The 18922-nt window shown below is 46.2% G+C and carries 12 protein-coding genes; all 12 read right to left on the bottom strand.

The window, feature by feature from the left end:
- Positions 1-160 precede the first annotated feature (160 nt).
- Entirely contained in the window at positions 161-4888 is a 4728-nt protein-coding gene (locus HMPREF0240_RS23415; protein WP_050794516.1) for an InlB B-repeat-containing protein, read from the bottom strand.
- Positions 4889-5566 carry a hypothetical protein gene (locus tag HMPREF0240_RS09510; RefSeq protein WP_009003226.1) on the bottom strand — a complete coding sequence of 226 codons (678 nt, stop codon included), beginning with the start codon at positions 5564-5566 and terminating at the stop codon, positions 4889-4891.
- Positions 5567-5606: 40 nt separating this feature from the next.
- Positions 5607-5939 carry a hypothetical protein gene (locus tag HMPREF0240_RS09505; protein WP_009003225.1) on the bottom strand — a complete coding sequence of 111 codons (333 nt, stop codon included), beginning with the start codon at positions 5937-5939 and terminating at the stop codon, positions 5607-5609.
- A gap of 35 nt (positions 5940-5974) precedes the next feature.
- A complete protein-coding gene (locus HMPREF0240_RS09500; protein ID WP_009003224.1) occupies positions 5975-6448 on the bottom strand; it encodes a hypothetical protein in 474 nt (157 codons plus the stop codon).
- A gap of 29 nt (positions 6449-6477) precedes the next feature.
- The gene (locus tag HMPREF0240_RS24620; RefSeq protein WP_009003223.1) at positions 6478-6633 is read right to left on the bottom strand and encodes a hypothetical protein; all 156 of its coding nucleotides are present in this window, start codon (positions 6631-6633) and stop codon (positions 6478-6480) included.
- 169 nt (positions 6634-6802) lie between these two features.
- A complete protein-coding gene (locus HMPREF0240_RS09495; protein WP_009003222.1) occupies positions 6803-8305 on the bottom strand; it encodes a hypothetical protein in 1503 nt (500 codons plus the stop codon).
- On the bottom strand, positions 8302-9399 hold the full coding sequence (locus tag HMPREF0240_RS09490) for an ATPase, T2SS/T4P/T4SS family (protein WP_009003221.1): 1098 nt from the start codon (positions 9397-9399) through the stop codon (positions 8302-8304). Before HMPREF0240_RS09490 ends, HMPREF0240_RS09495 begins: the two co-directional genes overlap by 4 nt.
- 22 nt (positions 9400-9421) lie before the next feature.
- Positions 9422-9589 carry a hypothetical protein gene (locus tag HMPREF0240_RS24615; protein ID WP_009003220.1) on the bottom strand — a complete coding sequence of 56 codons (168 nt, stop codon included), beginning with the start codon at positions 9587-9589 and terminating at the stop codon, positions 9422-9424.
- 902 nt (positions 9590-10491) lie between these two features.
- Positions 10492-11991, bottom strand: coding sequence for a glutamate synthase subunit beta (locus HMPREF0240_RS09485; protein ID WP_009003219.1), 1500 nt, complete (start codon positions 11989-11991; stop codon positions 10492-10494).
- 2 nt (positions 11992-11993) lie between these two features.
- Positions 11994-16538 (bottom strand): glutamate synthase large subunit, encoded by a 4545-nt coding sequence (gltB, locus tag HMPREF0240_RS09480; RefSeq protein ID WP_035312869.1) that lies wholly within the window; start codon positions 16536-16538, stop codon positions 11994-11996.
- A gap of 281 nt (positions 16539-16819) precedes the next feature.
- Positions 16820-17752: a type II CAAX endopeptidase family protein gene (locus HMPREF0240_RS09475; protein WP_009003217.1), complete on the bottom strand. Its 933-nt coding sequence runs from the start codon at positions 17750-17752 to the stop codon at positions 16820-16822.
- Entirely contained in the window at positions 17749-18918 is a 1170-nt protein-coding gene (locus HMPREF0240_RS09470; protein WP_009003216.1) for an alanyl-tRNA editing protein, read from the bottom strand. The genes HMPREF0240_RS09475 and HMPREF0240_RS09470 overlap by 4 nt, the downstream gene beginning before the upstream one ends.
- Positions 18919-18922 lie beyond the last annotated feature (4 nt).

Genomic DNA, 18922 nt, shown 5'->3' with positions numbered 1-18922 from the left:
GATATACAGCCTTCTGCTGCCTTCTACAACAGGAGGTATTAAAAATAAACATATAGAGGACTCGTCATATTTCGTCTTATGCTTACATAGATTAAATTATAAAGGATAAATGAATAAAATGCAATATATTTTAACATTTTTGTAATAATTTAGAAATTGGTCATAATATCTTTAAGAATCCAAATTCCTCGGCAAATCTCAGAAGTGATGTCCGCTCCTGACTGTTTCCTATTCCATGCTCTTCCACATATTTTTTTATGTTTTTCACATCTCCATTTTTAAAACACCACACCTCCTTTGCAGGCTTTTCTTCGTCCCATGTACCGAACAACAGTTCTCGGAATTCCAGAACTTTATACCACTTGGAATTAAGATGTAACCCGCCGTTTAGTTCTTTCCCCGAAACGTCTCCTTCCCCGGACTTTTCTATCCCATCTCCTGCTTGTCCTGTCTGGAGATTCAGATTTTTCTCATAGTTTGCCTGGTTGATGAAACGTACATATTTTAATGGCTCCGGATTCACTATTTCTCCGTCTTTCATAACATGTACCGTACACTGTCTGAATGTTTCTTTTCCTTCCCCTTCCGGTCCCATACTGTCCTTTACAGAATAAGTGATTACTATATAACCTGAATCCTCAAATCCGATGAACTCCTCCGGATGAAATTCTGCAAGTTTTACTTCCTGTTCCATTCTACCAGGATGCAGTTCATCATCCTCTTTATCTGACACCGCCAGTTTTCCTGATTCTATGGCTTCCGAAAGCAACACACCTTCCGTTATGACGCCCGATTTTGCTTCCTCCAGTGTAAAATACCTGTCCTCGGCTTCAATCTTAGGAAATTCATTGTATTTCACTCTTACCGGCCACTCCAGTGTGGCTTCATTGCCCGCACTGTCTTTCACACTGTAGATAATCTGATGTTCCACTGGTGACTCTTCCTGATCCATCTGCAGAAACCAGGTATCCAGCCGTCCATCCCCCGGCATGCCGTCTTTCCATTGTTCTGCATATGCCTCCTGCTTTTTGCCATCCTCTAATTTTCCTTTGTCATATTTAATCTCCAGAATGCGGATATCTTTGGTAATATCCCCGTCCTCATCATCCTTGGCCTTTATGTTAGCCAGAAGCATGTCCCTGGTGACTTCTGTCCCCTCGTAAAATTCCTGAATCCCCTCCCCAGTAATGACCGGTATCTTGTCCCAGAGAGCATACAGACACACTTCCTGAATTGTCTTTTCTTCAGACAAAGGTCCTTTCTCCTGTGCCTCTGCAATATCCAGCAGTTCTTCAAAGGTTAACCTGTTTTCTTTCTGTTCAGGATACTTTACGGTCTTTACAGGTGCATCTGCTATGATATCCCAGCCCGCAAAACTGCAGCCGTTTCTGATATAATCTGTAAATCCTGCATTTTTACGTATTAAATATCCCCCATTTTTTCTGCACTCCTGCAGGGTTATTTCTTCCGTCCTTTCTTTTGGCGCATCACTGCCGTTTCCGTTATATATAACCTGGATTTTGGTTCCCCACACGGCATACAACTTTATGTTTCTGTTTAAAGAAGCGTTTAGAGGATCCCCCGGCTGGTAATCGGGTTTGTCTGCACCAGCATTCTCGGACCAGCCCAGAAATTTTATTCTCCCCTCCAAAGGAACCTGCTTAGATATTCCAGCATACTCATACCAGTATTTTGGAGCACTTAAAGGTATATCGGTAACATCCCCGTCATAATTCTTGTCATACTGAATCATATATTTTGTACTCAGTACGATATCCGCGGTTTTGGTCTTTGCCCCGGAATCCTGCAAATCTCCCGGTCTGAGGCAGTATCCGCCGTTTGGTTTAAGTGCAAACTGCATATATTGCATGCTTCCCTTCTTACTTCCATATGCAACTTCTGCGGCTTTTCTTCCATTGCTGTAGCCGGATGGGGTAAGTACCGCCGCCGGTGATGCCTTCAGCGCAGATGACACTGTAATATATTTATTTGTCTGGAGATACACATCATTTTCTGAGTCTACTGCACCGTTTCCGCCCAACTGGAAGGTGGTTCCATTGTGATATACACCATTTCCGTTTTTCGCTGTATTCTTCGCAATCGCTCCTCCGGTCAGATTAAAATTTCCACCGGATAAACAAATCCCTCCTCCATTACCTGATGCCCGATTGTCTGTAAGGCTGCCCCCTGTCATTGTGAGGGTTCCGCTGCTTGTAATTCCGCCTCCGTTTGCCGCCGAATTATGGTGAATGCTTCCCCCGCTAACATTTAAAGTGCCGCTGTTCACAATTCCCCCACCACTGCCGGTACTGGAATTCGAATAAATTTCACCTCCGATAATCTTCGCACTGCCTTTATTTACAATGCCGGCATTCTGATTACCATATATTTTTCCGCTCTGAACAACCGCTTCTCCACCAATCACTGCTACCCCTGTCCCCTTATTATCCCGGACAGCGGCCGTACCTGATATATTCAGGGATCTCCCTTTCGTAGTAATACCATACAGTTTATTACTGTAAATATTCCCTCCTTTGATATTTATGGTTCCATTTCCATCTATATTCCCCACTCCATTGGCATTGTCATGGATAGTTCCTCCGGTCATTGTAAATGTACATGTTCCGTCGCCTGCATGAACACCGCATTCTCCATTATTGTACAGATTTCCGCCGGACATATTGATTATCTTCTGAGCACGGATTCCGTCATAGGTATTTCCGTATATGCTGCCGCCATACAGATTAACCATGTTGCAGGTGGCAATTCCATGTGTATGATTATTGTAAATGTAAGCACCATCATAAACGTTCGTGATGCCTTTATCGTTCCACACGCCATTACCACTGGCGTTCGTAAATCTGGATCCATATTTCAGATTTATTGTTGCACCGTAAGATGAGATCACTCCTGACTGCCCTTTTCCATTGGCGTCAAATGTGATCGTATAGCCTCCATTGCCGCTGAAATTCCAAGTGGGGTTCCCACGCCATCCTTCCTCTGTACAGATGATTCCAGCCGGAATCAATGTGCTTTCCTGAAACGTTACTTTTACATTTCTTTCTTCCGGAAAAACAGAAAATGATTTTCTGGTTGTTATATGTGTTGCAGAACAATTTCTGATTACATACATTGCTCCTCCGTCCGGCATTGCGTCAAAAGCTTCATTAAATGTTTTGTAGTAGCTGCTCCCGACTCTTGCCGCGGCATCCGTCTGTAGCGGAGTAACGGTTGCCCCGGGAGCTGTCCCGCCCTTTACTGTAATTCTCACCTGAAAGGCTTCCATACGCTTCCCTAGATTCACTGTTCCAGCCGACTGGCCATTCTTTGCCCAGTCCAGCCACCCATAGGATTCGCAGTATGTCCTGTAGTATATATCATAGGAACCTTCACTTGCCCCCGTCAGCTGAATTCTGACAGCTTCTACTCTCAGCGACTGCCCTGTAGTCCCCGCCGTACTGCTGCCATTTACCCAGTTCATCCAGCCGGTGTTCTGTACATGAACCTGATATTTTACTCCCAGGTTCGCATCGCCAGATATTTTTATCTGCATAGCCTCCAGCCTTTTATTTTCTCCAACTGTTCCAGCAGTGGCGCCGCCTGCGCTCCAGCTCTTCCATCCATCGTACTGGCAATATGCCCTGTAGCTGACTCCGGCAGCCGCACGGGCTGCAAAGACATTGACAGCTGCCCCGGACTCCACTACCACTTCCACATACGGCAGGGTCAGCAGCCTTTCTTCGCATCCTTTCTGCAGTTCTTCACTCCATACATACCCTTCCTCAGGAACCGCTGTGTATATATACCTCTCGAATTCTGTATGTTCAATATCTTCTGTGCATTCCCAGACAACCTTAATTTCCCTTGTGCCCTGCTCTGTATCCACTATATCTGCATCTTTATTCCCCGTCCCCTGATCTGTATCTGCCATATCTCCATCATCTGACAGCAGCACTTCCAGACTCTCCGGCAGCTGTTTTACCACATTAGTACGTTCCTGGTCCGATATTGTCAAAGTAAGATATGGTTCTTCCTTATGTATATCAAAGTTTTGAAAGCCGCAGATTACCTCTGCTTTTTGTGGCTGGTCCCCCACAATTCCATAGATAGAATACAACTGGTTAAGTGCTTCTTCATATGCCCCTGCTGCCTCTGCTTCCTCCCTTGACTGCATCTTTTCCAATAGAATGGCAAATCCGCTAATATCTGCACTGGTCTGCTGCTGAAGATACTCTGTATATTCTTGAAAATCCTGATATTCATTGGTGCCTTCTCCCCTGGCGGCCATCTTTTTTTCCATACCTTTATAGAATATACGAAAGGCCTCCCTTCCTATGGCATCCTTATCCTGAGTCCCCGCGCTTTCCCCTTGTGCAGGATCTGTCTCACTATTTTCTTTAATAAGCTCCCGCAGAAAATCCATATCTCCTTTCAGTTCAGATGCCATCGTCTCTACATCCTTTTCGATGTGGCCCGATACACTCTGCATACTTTCTAAAAAATCCGAATCTTCCGTAACGGCTGTCAGCAGTAAATACTTATACAGTATTGCAAATTCAAAACGCTCCCTTGCAGTAAATCTATCCAAAAAAGAGCCTCTGTCATTTTCATCTGCTTTTTCCATGACTCGCAAAGGTTTTTCCATAAGCAGGAGACCTTGTATGGTTTCTTCAAATCCTAACGATACATTCTGCAGCATCTCCACGACATCCGGTTCTCCCGGTATTATCACGGCCTCTTCACCGATTATTGCGCTGCCACCGGATATTTCATTTCCATCCGTGTCCGTTCTTTCTGCTGTTTCCTGCGCATGCAGACATATTGGCCCGCAAAGTAACAAAATTACTGCCGCGGAAACCAGCATTGTTATTGCTCTCTTTTTTCTCATCTACAGCACTTCCTCCTGCTGGTAAACTGCCTGGAATTCCATATCCTCACCTGCACATATTGTATTGATATTCTCCTTTCCATACAGCATTCCAATTCCATTTACCGGTTTTGTCATCCTCCATCCGCAGAAAACAGATTCCTCCCTGTCCAGGCCGCTTTGCGGCAGCATAGCCGCACTGAGCCTGTCACCGCAGTGTACCGTAACCTGCTTCATAACATATGTATGTTCTGTGTCGTTCTCCCTGGCGGGTTGTTCTGCAAGAAAAGAAATTTGGCAGTATGTTTCTTTTACCTCTTCCAGGTCTTCCAGTATCACAGTCTTGCGGCAGGATACCTCTCCATATCCAATAAGCTGTCTGAACCGGGCTTTCGCTCTGACATCCAGAAGCCCCTTCTCTACATCCACATTCAGTATTTCTACTGTAAACTCAGAATTACTCGTTGTTTTCATAAGAAATCCCTGAATAAAATCCGCAGTAAATTCATCTGTACCTGTCTCTTTTTCAATATGATACACCGGATTTACTGTCAGAACCTTCATCGACTGTTCCATTGCTTCGCTAAGGCTGCTGTCCAGCTCATTTTTCCTGGCCGTCCTGTTTTCCGCAGTCTGAATGGCTGCGATGGAGATAACCAGTATTACAATCATAAAAAAACCTGTCACGACATTTTTCATTCCTTCCCCTTTCTATGGCATTTGCCTCATCTTCCCGCAATTACCTGGCGTATCCCACAATCTGATGTTCCAGAAACAAGTTCAGAACAGGAACCGTATAGTCATACGTCAGCGTTACTTTTGCATACTTTCCATTGTCTATACTTGTCATAGGTTCTATTGATAAATCTTTATAACCGTTTTCCAGAGCCTTCTCCCTGCAGCTTTGAACCACGGGTTCCGAAAAGTCTCCTGCCTCAACTTCTGCTACCACCGCAGAGTGATAATTCTGCGCACTCTGGGTATTCAGGGATGCTATTATGTAGGCCGCGCTCAGCACTGCCATAAATGCTATCATTATCATCCCCATCATGGTCTCAACCGCACCTTTCATCCTCTGCCCTCTTTTCTTTATCGTATTTTATTTTTTCAATCCGCCAGAACCCGGTATTCCTTCTCCCTGGCCTTTGTACTTCCCTGGCTGGTTTCTTCTGCACGGTACACAACCCTGTATTCTCCGTTCAGAGTAGGAACAAACCTCTGCGGATCCGTCTCATCGGTAATATCCTGCTGCACGGGATCAGTGATTCTGACAACAGTAACAGGCACTTGCCCGCCCTCCTGATTTACCGCCTTAATTTCAAACACACCTGAATCCTGAATGTTATATTCCCTGCCTGTTTGGAGTTTCTTTACCGTAACAGTAAGTTCCGGAGCCTTGCGCGAAAAAACAGAATGTGCTAATGCAAATGTATCCGCGTTTCCTACTGCTGCTTCTGGTCTTGCTTTTGAAATCATTCCCAGGAAATCATGATCCCCTTTTCCAAACAGGAACAGAACCATACTGCCAAAAACTACCGCAAGAATCATTATTTTCCCATATTCACCAATGACAGCCTTCACAGGTGTATCCCCTCCTTATATATGTATGTTTAGCCCCGTACCGCGCCAATCCCTTCCAGAAACCCCGAAAAAAGTGCTGACAACTGACCGTTTGTACCCAGCATATCAGCCATTGTTCCCAGAAGTATCAGGCTCAGAAGGCAGGCAGCAATGACGCCGCCGTACTCTTCAATAAATTCTTTCAATCTTCATCACTCCATTATTCTGACGGAATACAGCATTGCTGCTAAACTCCTGTCTCACAGATCATTCTCAGAATATCCCATAATCCGGACATCACTGCATAGCCCATCACAGAGATCGCAATGATTCCCCCATATTCTTCCAGAAATTCTTTCACTTATTCTCCTCCTCTCAGACGGCAGTATTTACTGCTGATAAAATATAGACTACAACCAGTGCCAGGTCTGCCAGCATCTTAATAACGCCAGTTATCATTGGCAGTAATATCAAAAAGCTGATTCCCGCAATATAATCCTCGGTTCTCAGACGCTCTGCCTTGTCTGTCATCACGGCGCCCCTTTCAGTCAGAGGGCCTATCTGTCCTCCAATATCCAGTGTACCGAACTCTGCCATTGAATAAAGTACCTTCATTGCTGAGGTAACATCCGGCAGCGGTATCTGCTTCATAAATGACAGATATGGCCTAACCGAATCCGGTTTTTCTTCTATTCCGACAAGCAAAGTACTCAGCTCTTCTCTTAAAATTGCAGGAGCATGCGGGATTGACTTGGAGAGGGAGACATGTACGTTATCTGTCTGCAGATGAAGCGACATACTCATCAGCCATTCAGGAAATGCTTTTTCCACCTCTCTTGCCACATGTTTCATTGATATCCTGTATCTGCGGTCCGGCTGTCCTGCAGAAAGAGCTGCCAAAACGGCGGCCATCACAGCTGCCGGCAGACCGGCGTACAGGGCCATAAATACACTCACAGGAACCAGAAGTACAGCAAAACACCATGCCTTGCGTTTCTCCCTTTTCCGATCACTGTGCATAACATATTCATACTGTCGTTTAACCGATTCTTCCCCCTGGCCCTCCTCTCCCCGGATCAGGCTTTTGGATAACTTCATCTGCGCGATATACCAGATCAGCATATTCAGCAAAATTGTCACAATTGTCACCAGCTGAGAAACGATATGTTCCGTGATGCCAAACTCTCTGGGTAACATCAGTACTGTCATGCCGCAGATCAGAAAAGAAAGACCGATACCGATTGTGATTTTCACCTTTACATTTTTCTTTTCCCTCTGCAGTTCATACACCCGGTCCATCCAGAGTTTTCTGTCATTCAGCAGGATATCTGCCGCAGCGGTAAAATCACCGCCCACCGCTTCGGCCTCAATCAGAAAATCGTGGACTTTGTACAGTCTTCTGCATCCGTATTCCTTCTCAATAATGGCAAATGCCTCCCGGTAAAGATTTGCACCGGCATCTTCATTCTGTATATAACGAATAGCCCGATGTACGGCATCGTACAGGCGGCTCTCTCCCTCTTCAAATAAAACGAGTGTATCTTCCAGGGCCGTCAATATCTTTGCCCTTCTTTTGAAAGAATACAGCATCTGCTCCATGTAGGCGTTAACATCCTCAAAAAGACGGGCCTCATACAAATTGCGGTAAGTCATGGCAAATATCCCGGGTACAAAACAGGTAGCCGCTGCAGCAATGATTAGTATACCGGGCAGTTTTAGTCTGAACGCAAAAGACAAAACAGCCACGCCCCCATACAGCCCCAGAAAATACCCTGCATATTTGCGGGCCGAAAACTGGTAACCAAACCTTCGGACTGCTCTCTTCAAATATCCCGGATTCAGATATTTGATTCCCTCTCTATTCCTATTCTTTTTCATCCTTTCCTCCGCATGTTTCCTGTTATTAAACGTGTACCAGAGGAAATAGCAGTTCCTGTATCCGAAAATGGATCTGTTATGTCTCCCAGCTTGAATTTCTTCCTTATATTTTCCGGAATTTCTCCGGAAATGAACTTTCCGCCTTCTGCAATCAGACATCTTACATTCTGCTCACCAACACGGTCAAAAAGACAGATCTGATCGATAAACCTGACAACCTCTTTTTTTTCTGTCACTTTTTTTCTAAGCAGGATTCCTACATTCAAAAAACTGTAAATATCGTTCTCCAGCCTTGTCGCTGCATAGGCATCCTGCATCATATTCTGAATCCGGTCCGGTATCTTTCTCGTATCGTCCGTATGCAGCGTTGTAAGCCCATGAAGTCCTGTAGAAAAGCACTCTAAAAGATATTTCACCTCCACCGAGCGCGCCTCCGAAAGCAGAATCCACTGGGGATTCTGCCTCAGGGCAGTCTTAATTGCCTTCGTGTATGGGAAAAATTCCTCATCCACCTTCAGTTCCACACAATTGGCGCCCGGATTAATATCCTTATAATGAATCTCCAGATTGTCCTCGATTGTCATCACCTTTTCTTCCTTCGGAATATACTGCGTCAGAAACTTCAGCAGCTCCGTCTTGCCCGCACCCGGGCGGCCGCAGAATACCATATTCATGCGCGCCCTGATACAGTTGATAAGAAAAGTCAGAACTTCCCCCGAACAATACTGTTCTCTTATCATATTCCCTTCTGACATACGCATAACTGCGGGTGTCTTTCGAATAGATATTGCATATCCTGTATTCGTTGCACTGGGATGGATAATCGAAATACGGAGGATATCTGTCTCAGCCTCCAGAACGTTATTATATTTATTAATCTGTCCGCTGACCACATTGGACACCCTGATACTGAACTGACTCACAAATTCCGGTGACAGTTGCACTGGTACTTTATAAATCCCCCGCTTTAAGTGCTCAACCCACACATTCGTCCCATTAAAATTAATGTCTGTAATATCTTTATCCAGAACATAAGGCAGCAGCGGTCCAAAACTTTCTTCTTTTAAATTCCAAGCCTCCCTGGAAATCTTCACAGGCAGCTCTCCTTTCCCACCATCAGCCTACTACAGATGCCGTAGTGCCAAGTGCTGTTGTCAGCTTCTCCACAGCAGTGGTAATCCCCAGTCTGATACTGTTTCCAAGGGGCGTAGCCGCCACTACAATAATCATAATTACAATTGCTGCCACTACAATCACACCATATTCTTCCATAAATGTTTTCATAAACAATCCTCCTGTAAATAGAATAATAAACTCACCTGTTAATTACAAAACTGCAGACTACTCCCATATACTTTTCAGACAATCATAGACATCACCACCGCCTCTACTATAATTCGGCCAAATCCGACGCAAAAGCCCCGCACGGATGCCGCAGTACTATGCTAAAAACCAGCCCTGCCGGTCCAAAGCCACAATCAGCCACAAAAAAGGAATAAACCGGGAGACCTCCCGAAAAAAAAATTACTGCGACAGAACAAAAAAATGTCCTGAAAGAACTAACACAACACACAATATCCAACTACACTCCAGGGAAAAAATCACGAAATAAACCCACCCGAATCAGTGCCCAACACACTAAAAAGAAATACATCCTGTAGAATTCAATAATTTATAGAACTAAATTATATAACATATAATATCATACAACATATAACATGTCAATAGCCAAACGTAAAATAAACAATTTTTCATCCTTCAAGTCTGCCTTACGCCCGTATAATCCCAGAAAATAATACATAGCATACAATTAAATCCAACACAAACAAAACGCAAGCTGACACCTTGCACCACAAACTTAAAATTCAAAAAAGGAAATAAGAAAAGATTAAAAAGATCCCCTGACTAAAAAGACAACTACCAGATCCCATCCAAGATACGATATACCTTCAGCTTACCTTCCTGGTCCACAAATGTCAAGAACAAATCACCATAAATTTCCTTTTGTTGCCGCCTGCGGCGCGAATGCATCAGCATTCGGGCCAAATGCGGCAAGTCCCTCCGTTTTTCCTGTTTTTTCGTCTACAGCTTCTTCGCGAACGGACAGGATATTGAATCAGCATGCAGAGCCCCGGCAGAAGCAACCTTCCCCTCGTCCTCAGCGCCCCATCCGCCCCATCCGCCCCTCACTGCACAGATAGATTCGTATACCCCATCAGGCTCAAATCCACTTCCCGTGCTACTTCTCTTCCTTCGCGGATAGCCCATACAACCAGCGACTGCCCTCTGTGCATATCACCCGCGGCAAATATATTCTTTGCCGCAGTTTCATACTCACCGGACGCCGTCTTTATATTATTCCTGTCATCCACCTCCACGTCAAATGCTTTAGCCACATAGTCCTCACTCCCGATAAACCCGGCCGCAATCAGCACCAGATCCACTTCCACGCTATATTCACTCCCGGGGATCTCCGCCATAATCATTCTGCCGGTCTTTTCATCTTGCCTTACTTCCAGCTTCACAAGAGAAGCCTTGGAGACGGTCCCCTTCTTATCTTTGATAAACTCTTTCACCGTAGTCGTATACACCCGGGGATCTTCCCCGAAAACGGCGGCAGCTTCTTCCTGCCCATAGTCTGTCTTGCACACTTTCGGCCACTGGGGCCACGGATTGTTTTCTGTCCTTTGATCCGGAGCCTTGGGCATCATTTCCAGCTGAAGCACGGATTTGGCGCCATGCCGGACAGCGGTTCCCACGCAGTCATTCCCTGTATCACCGCCTCCGATTACCAGCACCTTTTTCCCTTTCGCAGAAATATATGTGCCTTCCTTCAGTTTCATCTGATTTGCCCAGAGTGCCTTTGTCGTGGACTTCAGGAAATCCACTGCAAAATAGATTCCCTCAGAATCACGTCCCGGCACCTTAATATCTCTTGGTTCGGATGCCCCGCAGGCCAGGATCACTCTGTCATATTCTTTTAAAATCTCTGCTGCCTTCACTGTTTTTCCCACATTGCACCCCGTTTTAAACTGAATGCCCTCTGCCTCCATAATTGCTGTTTTACGGTCAATGACCTGCTTTTCCAGCTTCATATTGGGGATTCCATAGCGGAGCAGTCCTCCGATCCTGTCCTCCCGCTCAAATACCGTCACAAGGTGTCCTCTCCTGTTCAGCTGGTCTGCAGCAGTCAATCCCGCAGGTCCCGAACCAATTACCGCAACCTTTTTTCCTGTTCTCACTTTCGGCGGACGGGCATGTGCATATCCCTGCTCATAGGCATTTTCTATAATGCTGTATTCATTTGCCTTTGTAGCTACAGGTTCTTCATGGAGCCCGCAGGTGCAGGCGGCCTCACAAAGGGCCGGGCACACACGCGCTGTAAACTCCGGAAAGTTATTGGTTTTTATAAGACGCGCGTATGCCTCCTCCCAGTTTCCGTTAAAGATCAGATCATTCCACTCTGGAACCAGGTTGTGCAGAGGGCAGCCGCTTGCCATTCCATTTAACATCTGTCCCGACTGGCAGAAAGGTACTCCGCAGGCCATACATCTTGCTCCCTGAATTTCCTGCTCCTCTTTTGAGAGAGACGTGTGGAATTCCCGGAAATGCCTGATTCTTTCCTTGGGCGGCTCTGCCGTCTTATCCTGCCTTTCGTAGTCTATAAATCCTGTTGGTTTTCCCACTGTTAACGCCTCCTGTCTTCCACTTTAATCTTATTGAATGCTTCCATTTTCGCCTGTTCACTGCTCAGCCCTTTTTCTTCCATCTGCAGAATTGCCGCCATCATACGCTCGTAATCTTCCGGTATGATTTTCTTGAATTTAGGCAGATACTCTTTAAAATGATCCAGAATCTCTTTCCCGATGTCAGAATTTGTATATGCAACGTGTTCCTGAATCATATTTTTCAGTTCCTGTACATCGTACTTATCCGTCACTCGCTCAATGTTTACCATATCTTTATTTACCTTGCGGTACAGGTCATTCTCACTGTCCAGTACATACGCAATGCCTCCGCTCATGCCGGCCGCAAAGTTTTTCCCGGTCTGTCCCAGTATCACAACACAGCCCCCGGTCATATACTCGCACCCGTGATCTCCTACGCCTTCTACTACCGCACGTACTCCGGAATTACGCACACAGAATCTTTCACCCGCCACGCCATTAATAAATGCATCTCCGCTCGTGGCACCATAAAATGCAACATTGCCGATGATGATATTTTCACTGGCTTTAAATTTTGCTCCACGAGGCGGGCAGACGACCAGTTTTCCTCCGGACAGCCCTTTGCCGAAATAATCATTGCTGTCTCCTGTCAGTTCGAGTGTCAGCCCTTTTGGAATAAATGCACCAAAACTCTGTCCTCCGGCGCCTCTGCATTTTACCACATAACTGTCCTCCGGCATTCCTTCCGGATACCGTTTTGTAATTTCTGAACCGAACATGGTTCCAAAGGTTCGATCCGTATTGGAAACATCCACCTCTATACTTCTCTTCTGCCCCTTTTCCAGAGCTGGAAGCAGCTGTTTCAAGAGTACTTTTTCATCCAGTGTCTTCCTCAGTTCGAAATCATACACTTTTTTCGGATTAAAGATTCTCCCTTTCTTTTCTCCGGAGTATGGATTGTATAGGATGGAATCCAGATCCAGTGTGGATGCCCTCTCAGATACCGGCACCGCCTTTTGTTTCAGAAGATCTGTGCGTCCGACAAGCTCATCGAGCGTGCGTACGCCGAGTTTCGCCATATATTCCCGCAGTTCTTGTGCAATAAATTTCATGAAATTCACCACATATTCCGGTTTTCCCATGAAGCGTTTTCTGAGTTCCGGATTCTGTGTTGCAACCCCTGCCGGACAGGTATCCAGATTACACACCCGCATCATGACGCATCCCATCGTAACCAGCGGTGCGGTCGCAAACCCGTATTCCTCTGCTCCAAGAATCGCCGCAATTGCCACATCCCTGCCACTCATTAGTTTTCCGTCTGTCTCAATCCGCACCCTGTCACGCAGTCCGTTCTGGATCAGAGTCTGATGTGTCTCAGCAAGCCCCAGTTCCCATGGCAGACCCGCATTTTGGATGGAACTTCTGGGTGCAGCACCCGTACCGCCATCGTAGCCGGATACCAGAATCACTTCTGCCCCTGCTTTTGCAACACCTGCGGCTACCGTTCCGACTCCGGCTTCCGACACAAGCTTTACCGATATCCTTGCTTCTTTATTTGCATTTTTACAGTCATAAATTAACTGTGCAAGATCCTCAATAGAGTAAATATCGTGGTGCGGCGGCGGTGAGATCAGACTCACACCCGGTGTGGAGTGACGGGTCTTTGCGATCCACGGATATACCTTTTCTCCCGGAAGGTGTCCTCCTTCTCCTGGCTTGGCACCCTGAGCCATCTTAATCTGAATCTCCCTGGCGCTGACAAGGTATCTTGAAGTCACACCAAATCTGCCGGATGCCACCTGCTTGATAGCAGAACAGCGGTCCGTATCCAGACGTTCCATATCTTCTCCGCCTTCACCGCTGTTGGATTTGCCATGCAGCTGATTCATGGCAATGGCAAGCGTCTCGTGTGCTTCCCTGGAAATGGAGCCATAGGACATGGCACCTGTCTTAAACCGTGTCACAATGGAATCCACGCTTTCCACCTGATCCAGAGGGATACCCTTGCCTGGATAATTGAAATCCAGCTGCCCCCTCAGGTTAATTTTTTCCCCTTCCTCGTCCACCATTTTTGTGTACTGCTTAAACATTTCATAATCACCGCGCCTGGACGACTGCTGCAGCATATGGATTGTCTGCGGATTATAGAGATGCTCTTCTCCGCCGCTTTTTGATTTGTGTTTTCCCATACTGTTCAAGGTCATATCCACCTCCAGCCCAAGCGGATCAAATGCCTCTGAATGAAATGCCGTATAATCCCCTGCAATCTCCTCAATACCAATGCCCCCGATCCTGCTGACCGTATCGGTAAAGTAATGGTTAATAAACTCTTCCCTGAGTCCGAGAGCCTCAAATATTTTTGCTCCCTGATAGGACTGGATTGTGGAAATTCCCATCTTGGAGGCGATCTTGATAATACCGTGGATCACCGCAGAATTATAATCATTCACCGCCGCATAATAGTCTTTATGCAGCATATTCGTATCGATCAGCTGCCGGATAGATTCGTGGGCCAGATAGGGATTGATTGCACAGGCACCGTATCCCAGCAGGGTCGCAAAGTGGTGTACTTCTCTTGGCTCCCCGGATTCCAGTATCATTGCCACTGATGTTCTTTTCTTCGTGCGCACCAGATGCTGCTGCAGGCCGGATACTGCAAGCAGAGACGGGATCGCCACATGGTATTCATCCACACCCCGGTCCGACAGGATCAGGATATTTGCTTCCTCCCGGATCGCCCGGTCAACCTCAATAAACAGATATTCAATGGCTCTTTCCAGACTTGTATTTTTATAATATATAATAGGAATTTCCGCCACGGAAAAACCATCTACCTTCATGTTCTTGATTTTCAGAAGATCTGTATTCGTCAGGATCGGATTATTGACCTGGAGCATTTTACAGTTTTCTTCTCTCTTCTCCAGCAGATTTCCATCTTTTCCAATGTATATTGTTGTTGAAGTCACTACCTCCTCACGAATCGCATCAATCGGCGGATTGGTCACCTGAGCAAACAGCTGTTTAAAATATCCGAACAATGGCTGGTTTTTATGAGAAAGTACTGCCAGCGGAGTGTCGATCCCCATAGCCGCTATCCCTTCTGCTCCTGTCTTCGCCATATTCAGAATAGATGTTTTCACTTCCTCATAGGCATAGCCAAATGCTTTCTGCAGCTTTGTACATTCTTCTTTTGAATACCTGGGTACATCCTGATTCGGTATCTTCAGGTCTTTCAGGTGGATGAGATTGCTGTCCAGCCATTCCCCATAAGGATGTTCATTTGCATATTTTTCCTTCAGAGCCTCATCGTCAATCACTTCCCCTTTGATTGTGTCAACAAGCAGCATCTTTCCGGGATGAAGCCGCTCTTTTAGTACAATCTTGGCCGGATCTATATCCAGCACCCCCACTTCTGAAGAAAGAATCAGATTATTATCCTCTGTTATATAATATCTGGAAGGGCGCAGGCCATTGCGGTCCAGGACCGCTCCCATACAGTCTCCGTCCGAGAACAGAATTGAGGCCGGACCGTCCCAAGGCTCCATCATGGTTGCATAGTACTGATAAAAATCCTTCTTATTCTGAGACATGCTGCGGTTATTCGCCCACGGCTCAGGTATGGCTATCATCACAGCCAGAGGAAGCTCCATGCCGCTCATTACCATGAACTCCAGTGCGTTGTCCAGCATCGCAGAGTCGGAACCGGAAGTATTGATCGCAGGAAGCACCTTATGCAGCTCTCCCTTCAGGTCATCGGATTCCATCGTTTCCTCTCTGGCGCGCATTTTATCCGCATTGCCGCGGATCGTATTGATTTCACCGTTGTGTACCATAAACCGGTTCGGATGCGCTCTTTCCCAGCTCGGATTTGTATTCGTGCTGAAGCGGGAATGAACCATCGCTATAGCAGATTCATAGTCTGCATCCTGCAGATCTTCAAAAAACATCCTCAGCTGTCCGACCAGGAACATCCCCTTATAGACAATTGTTCTGCTTGACAGCGAAGCCACATATGTATCATCGCTGCTCTGCTCAAATATCCGGCGCACTACATAAAGCCTTCTGTCAAAGGGCAGGCCCTGCTCCGTTTTCTTAGGCCTCTCGATAAACGCCTGCATAATACACGGCATGCAGTCCACCGCCTTTCTGCCCAGAATCTCCGGTTTAACAGGTACTTCTCTCCATCCCAGGAAATTCAGTCCCTCTTTGGCAGTGATCACTTCAAATATCTTTTTGGCCTGGTTTCTCTTCAGTTCATCCTGGGGAAGAAAGAACATTCCCACTCCATAATCTCTGTTTTTGGGCAAAGAAAAACCGAGGGGTTTACAAACCTTAGAAAAAAATCTGTGTGAAATCTGAAGTAAGATTCCTACACCATCTCCTGTTTGACCCTCGGCGTCCTTGCCAGCTCTATGTTCAAGATTTTCTACAATTTTCAGGGCATTCACCACTGTCTCATGGCTTTTCACACCCTTAATATTCACGACCGCACCAATCCCGCAGTTGTCATGCTCAAAACCGGACCGGTACAATCCGGCCTTCCGGCCCATATTTAATTCACCCATAATCCCTGTCCTTTCTCCGATATCGTAATGTTGACTTTTTATTTTTTTCCTACTATACTACAGTTTTTTTTATTTGTAAATAAAAATTTTATTTCAAGTTGTCAGATAATTTGTTAATTCCATGCTTTTCCGCGCCTTATTCTGATATCATCCTCTGTTTTTCCAGCATATCCCTGCTTGCTCACACAATTTGATTCTGTTCGCATATCCCGGGACTGCCAAAACCGGGCACAACCACCTGAAAGATGATCTGTGCCCGGCTTATAACCAAACCGATCTGTCTACCGGAACATATCCGGTGTAATTTTATTCTCTGTAGGAGGCGGAGCTCCCTCTGGCTTTTCATCTATTCTCTGAATCAAAACAAACATGATGGAACCTGCAAAAGCAGATATGACCGCCGCCAGCCCCATTCTGGAAATTTTTACGACAAGCCAGTCAAATGCCCCTGTGGCAGTCAGAATCAGGGATGTCATATTCGCCACCACATGCAGCACTGCCGGAGCCTTGAAGGAACCGTATTTTTCATATGCGTAGGAAAGCAGCAGCCCCAGAATAAATGCATATAAAAACTGCACAATATTCCCGTGGATCAGCCCGAATAAAAGAGAGGAACAAACTGCCGCTTTCATAAAGCTGCCCCGCTCCCGGTATCTTTTAAACAGAATGCCCCTGAACATCAGCTCTTCTGTAAGGGGTATAATAAGGCCGAGACAGATGAACTGCACCGGTAAGCTGGCGGAATAGAACATCTGGTTTGTCTCCTGATACTGTTCGCTTGACATAGCCAGGGTGCTCATTACTGACAAACAGTTTGACCCAATGCACACCGCCACGCCAAGGCCGATAATCTGAGCATATTTCCAGATATTTGCTTTCTTATTCTGAGGAATATTCAGTGTCTTCTCCTTTTTTCTGTCCATCAAAAACAGAGTCAGAGTCAGAGGAATTGTAAATAAAGCCGCTACCCCCAGGATCTCGACCTGGTATCGCTGCACAATTTCCATCACCTTCCCCGCATTCTGCCACGCCAGATTCATAATCTCGTCCTGTGTCATATTATCGGAAAAAGCGCTGTAATCTATAATCTCTCCAAGATGCGGGATAATTGCGAACAATTCCACTATAAATCTGGCTGCAAACTGGATGACCCAATACAAGAGAAGTGGACCGCACAGCCGCCAGAACTGCTTTGATTCCGGATTCTTATTCATTCTTTTGTTCTCCTCGCTTTCTTCTCTATCCACGCCCTCACATCTTCTTCTTTTCCCTGCAGAGACCCCTGCACCATCTCAGGCTTGCCGCCCCCGCGTCCGCAGAACTCTTCGTTCAGCCCCTTTGCGACGGGGCGCATATCTTCACCCATGCTTCCAATCACATATCGCCAGGACTTATCGCCCGTCTTTAGAAATACCGCGCAGCATTCAATACCGCGCGCCAAAACCAGGTTCATCAAAATTCTGGGACCGTCCCCCTCCAGTTCTTCTTCAAACAGGCAGGCAAATGTTTCCTCTCCGGAAATCTCTGCCGCTCTGTATTCGAGCAGCCTTTTTTGTTTTTCTGCAAGCACCGCCTTCAGTCGTCCGCATTCTTCTTTCATGCGTCCCGCCGCCTGGCTGATTTCCTCTTCCTTTGCACTTAACAGTGCTGAAATACTTTTTACATGCTGTTCTTTGCTGTCATAGTCGGCCAGTGCACGAAAACCGCACAGCATGGTTACACGCGCGCCGCCTTTATACCGCTGAACATTTGTAAGCTTGATCAGACCGATCTCCCCTGTCTTTTTCACATGTGGAGCACAGCATGCACACACATCGTATCCCGGGATGGTCACAATCCTGACCTCGCCCTCGATCTCGATCTTGCTTCTGTACTCCAGAGAAACCAGTTCCTCTTTTGAGGGCCAGGACACCTGCACTTCCAGGTTTTTCACGGCAGCTTCATTGGCCTGCCATTCAATTTCCCGCAGTTCTTCTTTTGTGATCTCTCCGTCAAAATCCATAGTACAGTCCCCGCTGCCCAGGTGAAAGCCCACATTATTGTATCCGAATCTGGCATGCACAAGTCCGGACACAATATGCTCTCCGGTATGCTGCTGCATCTTCATAAAGCGCATATCCCAGTCAATTTTTCCAGTTATTTCACGGTTTTCCTCTACAGGAGCCTCTGTTACGTGATAGATAATTCCGTCTTTTTCCCAAACATCCATCACCTTACTGTCTTCCAGCCAGCCAGTATCCGCATACTGTCCGCCGCCCTCTGGAAAAAAGGCAGTCCTGTCCAGGACCACCTCATAATATTCCCCTTTTGGCCGGCACATCTTTACAAATGCGGTAAACACTTTTTTATGACTGTCTTCATAAAATAACTTCTCTGTCATATCT

It is taken from the genome of Clostridium sp. D5 (assembly GCF_000190355.1).
In the GTDB taxonomy this organism is placed as follows: domain Bacteria; phylum Bacillota; class Clostridia; order Lachnospirales; family Lachnospiraceae; genus Faecalicatena; species Faecalicatena fissicatena_A.
Note: the sequence above shows the minus strand (reverse complement) of the source record. Positions and strands in the feature narration are given on the sequence as shown.

Bases quoted from the DNA above. Each gene is read 5' to 3' on its own strand.
- HMPREF0240_RS24615 (WP_009003220.1), bottom strand. From the start codon at position 9,589: ATGAAAACATTTATGGAAGAATATGGTGTGATTGTAGTGGCAGCAATT.
- HMPREF0240_RS09505 (WP_009003225.1), bottom strand. From the start codon at position 5,939: ATGAAAGGTGCGGTTGAGACCATGATGGGGATGATAATGATAGCATTT.
- HMPREF0240_RS09475 (WP_009003217.1), bottom strand. From the start codon at position 17,752: ATGAATAAGAATCCGGAATCAAAGCAGTTCTGGCGGCTGTGCGGTCCA.
- HMPREF0240_RS09510 (WP_009003226.1), bottom strand. From the start codon at position 5,566: ATGAAAAATGTCGTGACAGGTTTTTTTATGATTGTAATACTGGTTATC.
- gltB (WP_035312869.1), bottom strand. From the start codon at position 16,538: ATGGGTGAATTAAATATGGGCCGGAAGGCCGGATTGTACCGGTCCGGT.
- HMPREF0240_RS23415 (WP_050794516.1), bottom strand. From the start codon at position 4,888: ATGAGAAAAAAGAGAGCAATAACAATGCTGGTTTCCGCGGCAGTAATT.
- HMPREF0240_RS09470 (WP_009003216.1), bottom strand. From the start codon at position 18,918: ATGACAGAGAAGTTATTTTATGAAGACAGTCATAAAAAAGTGTTTACC.
- HMPREF0240_RS09495 (WP_009003222.1), bottom strand. From the start codon at position 8,305: ATGAAAAAGAATAGGAATAGAGAGGGAATCAAATATCTGAATCCGGGA.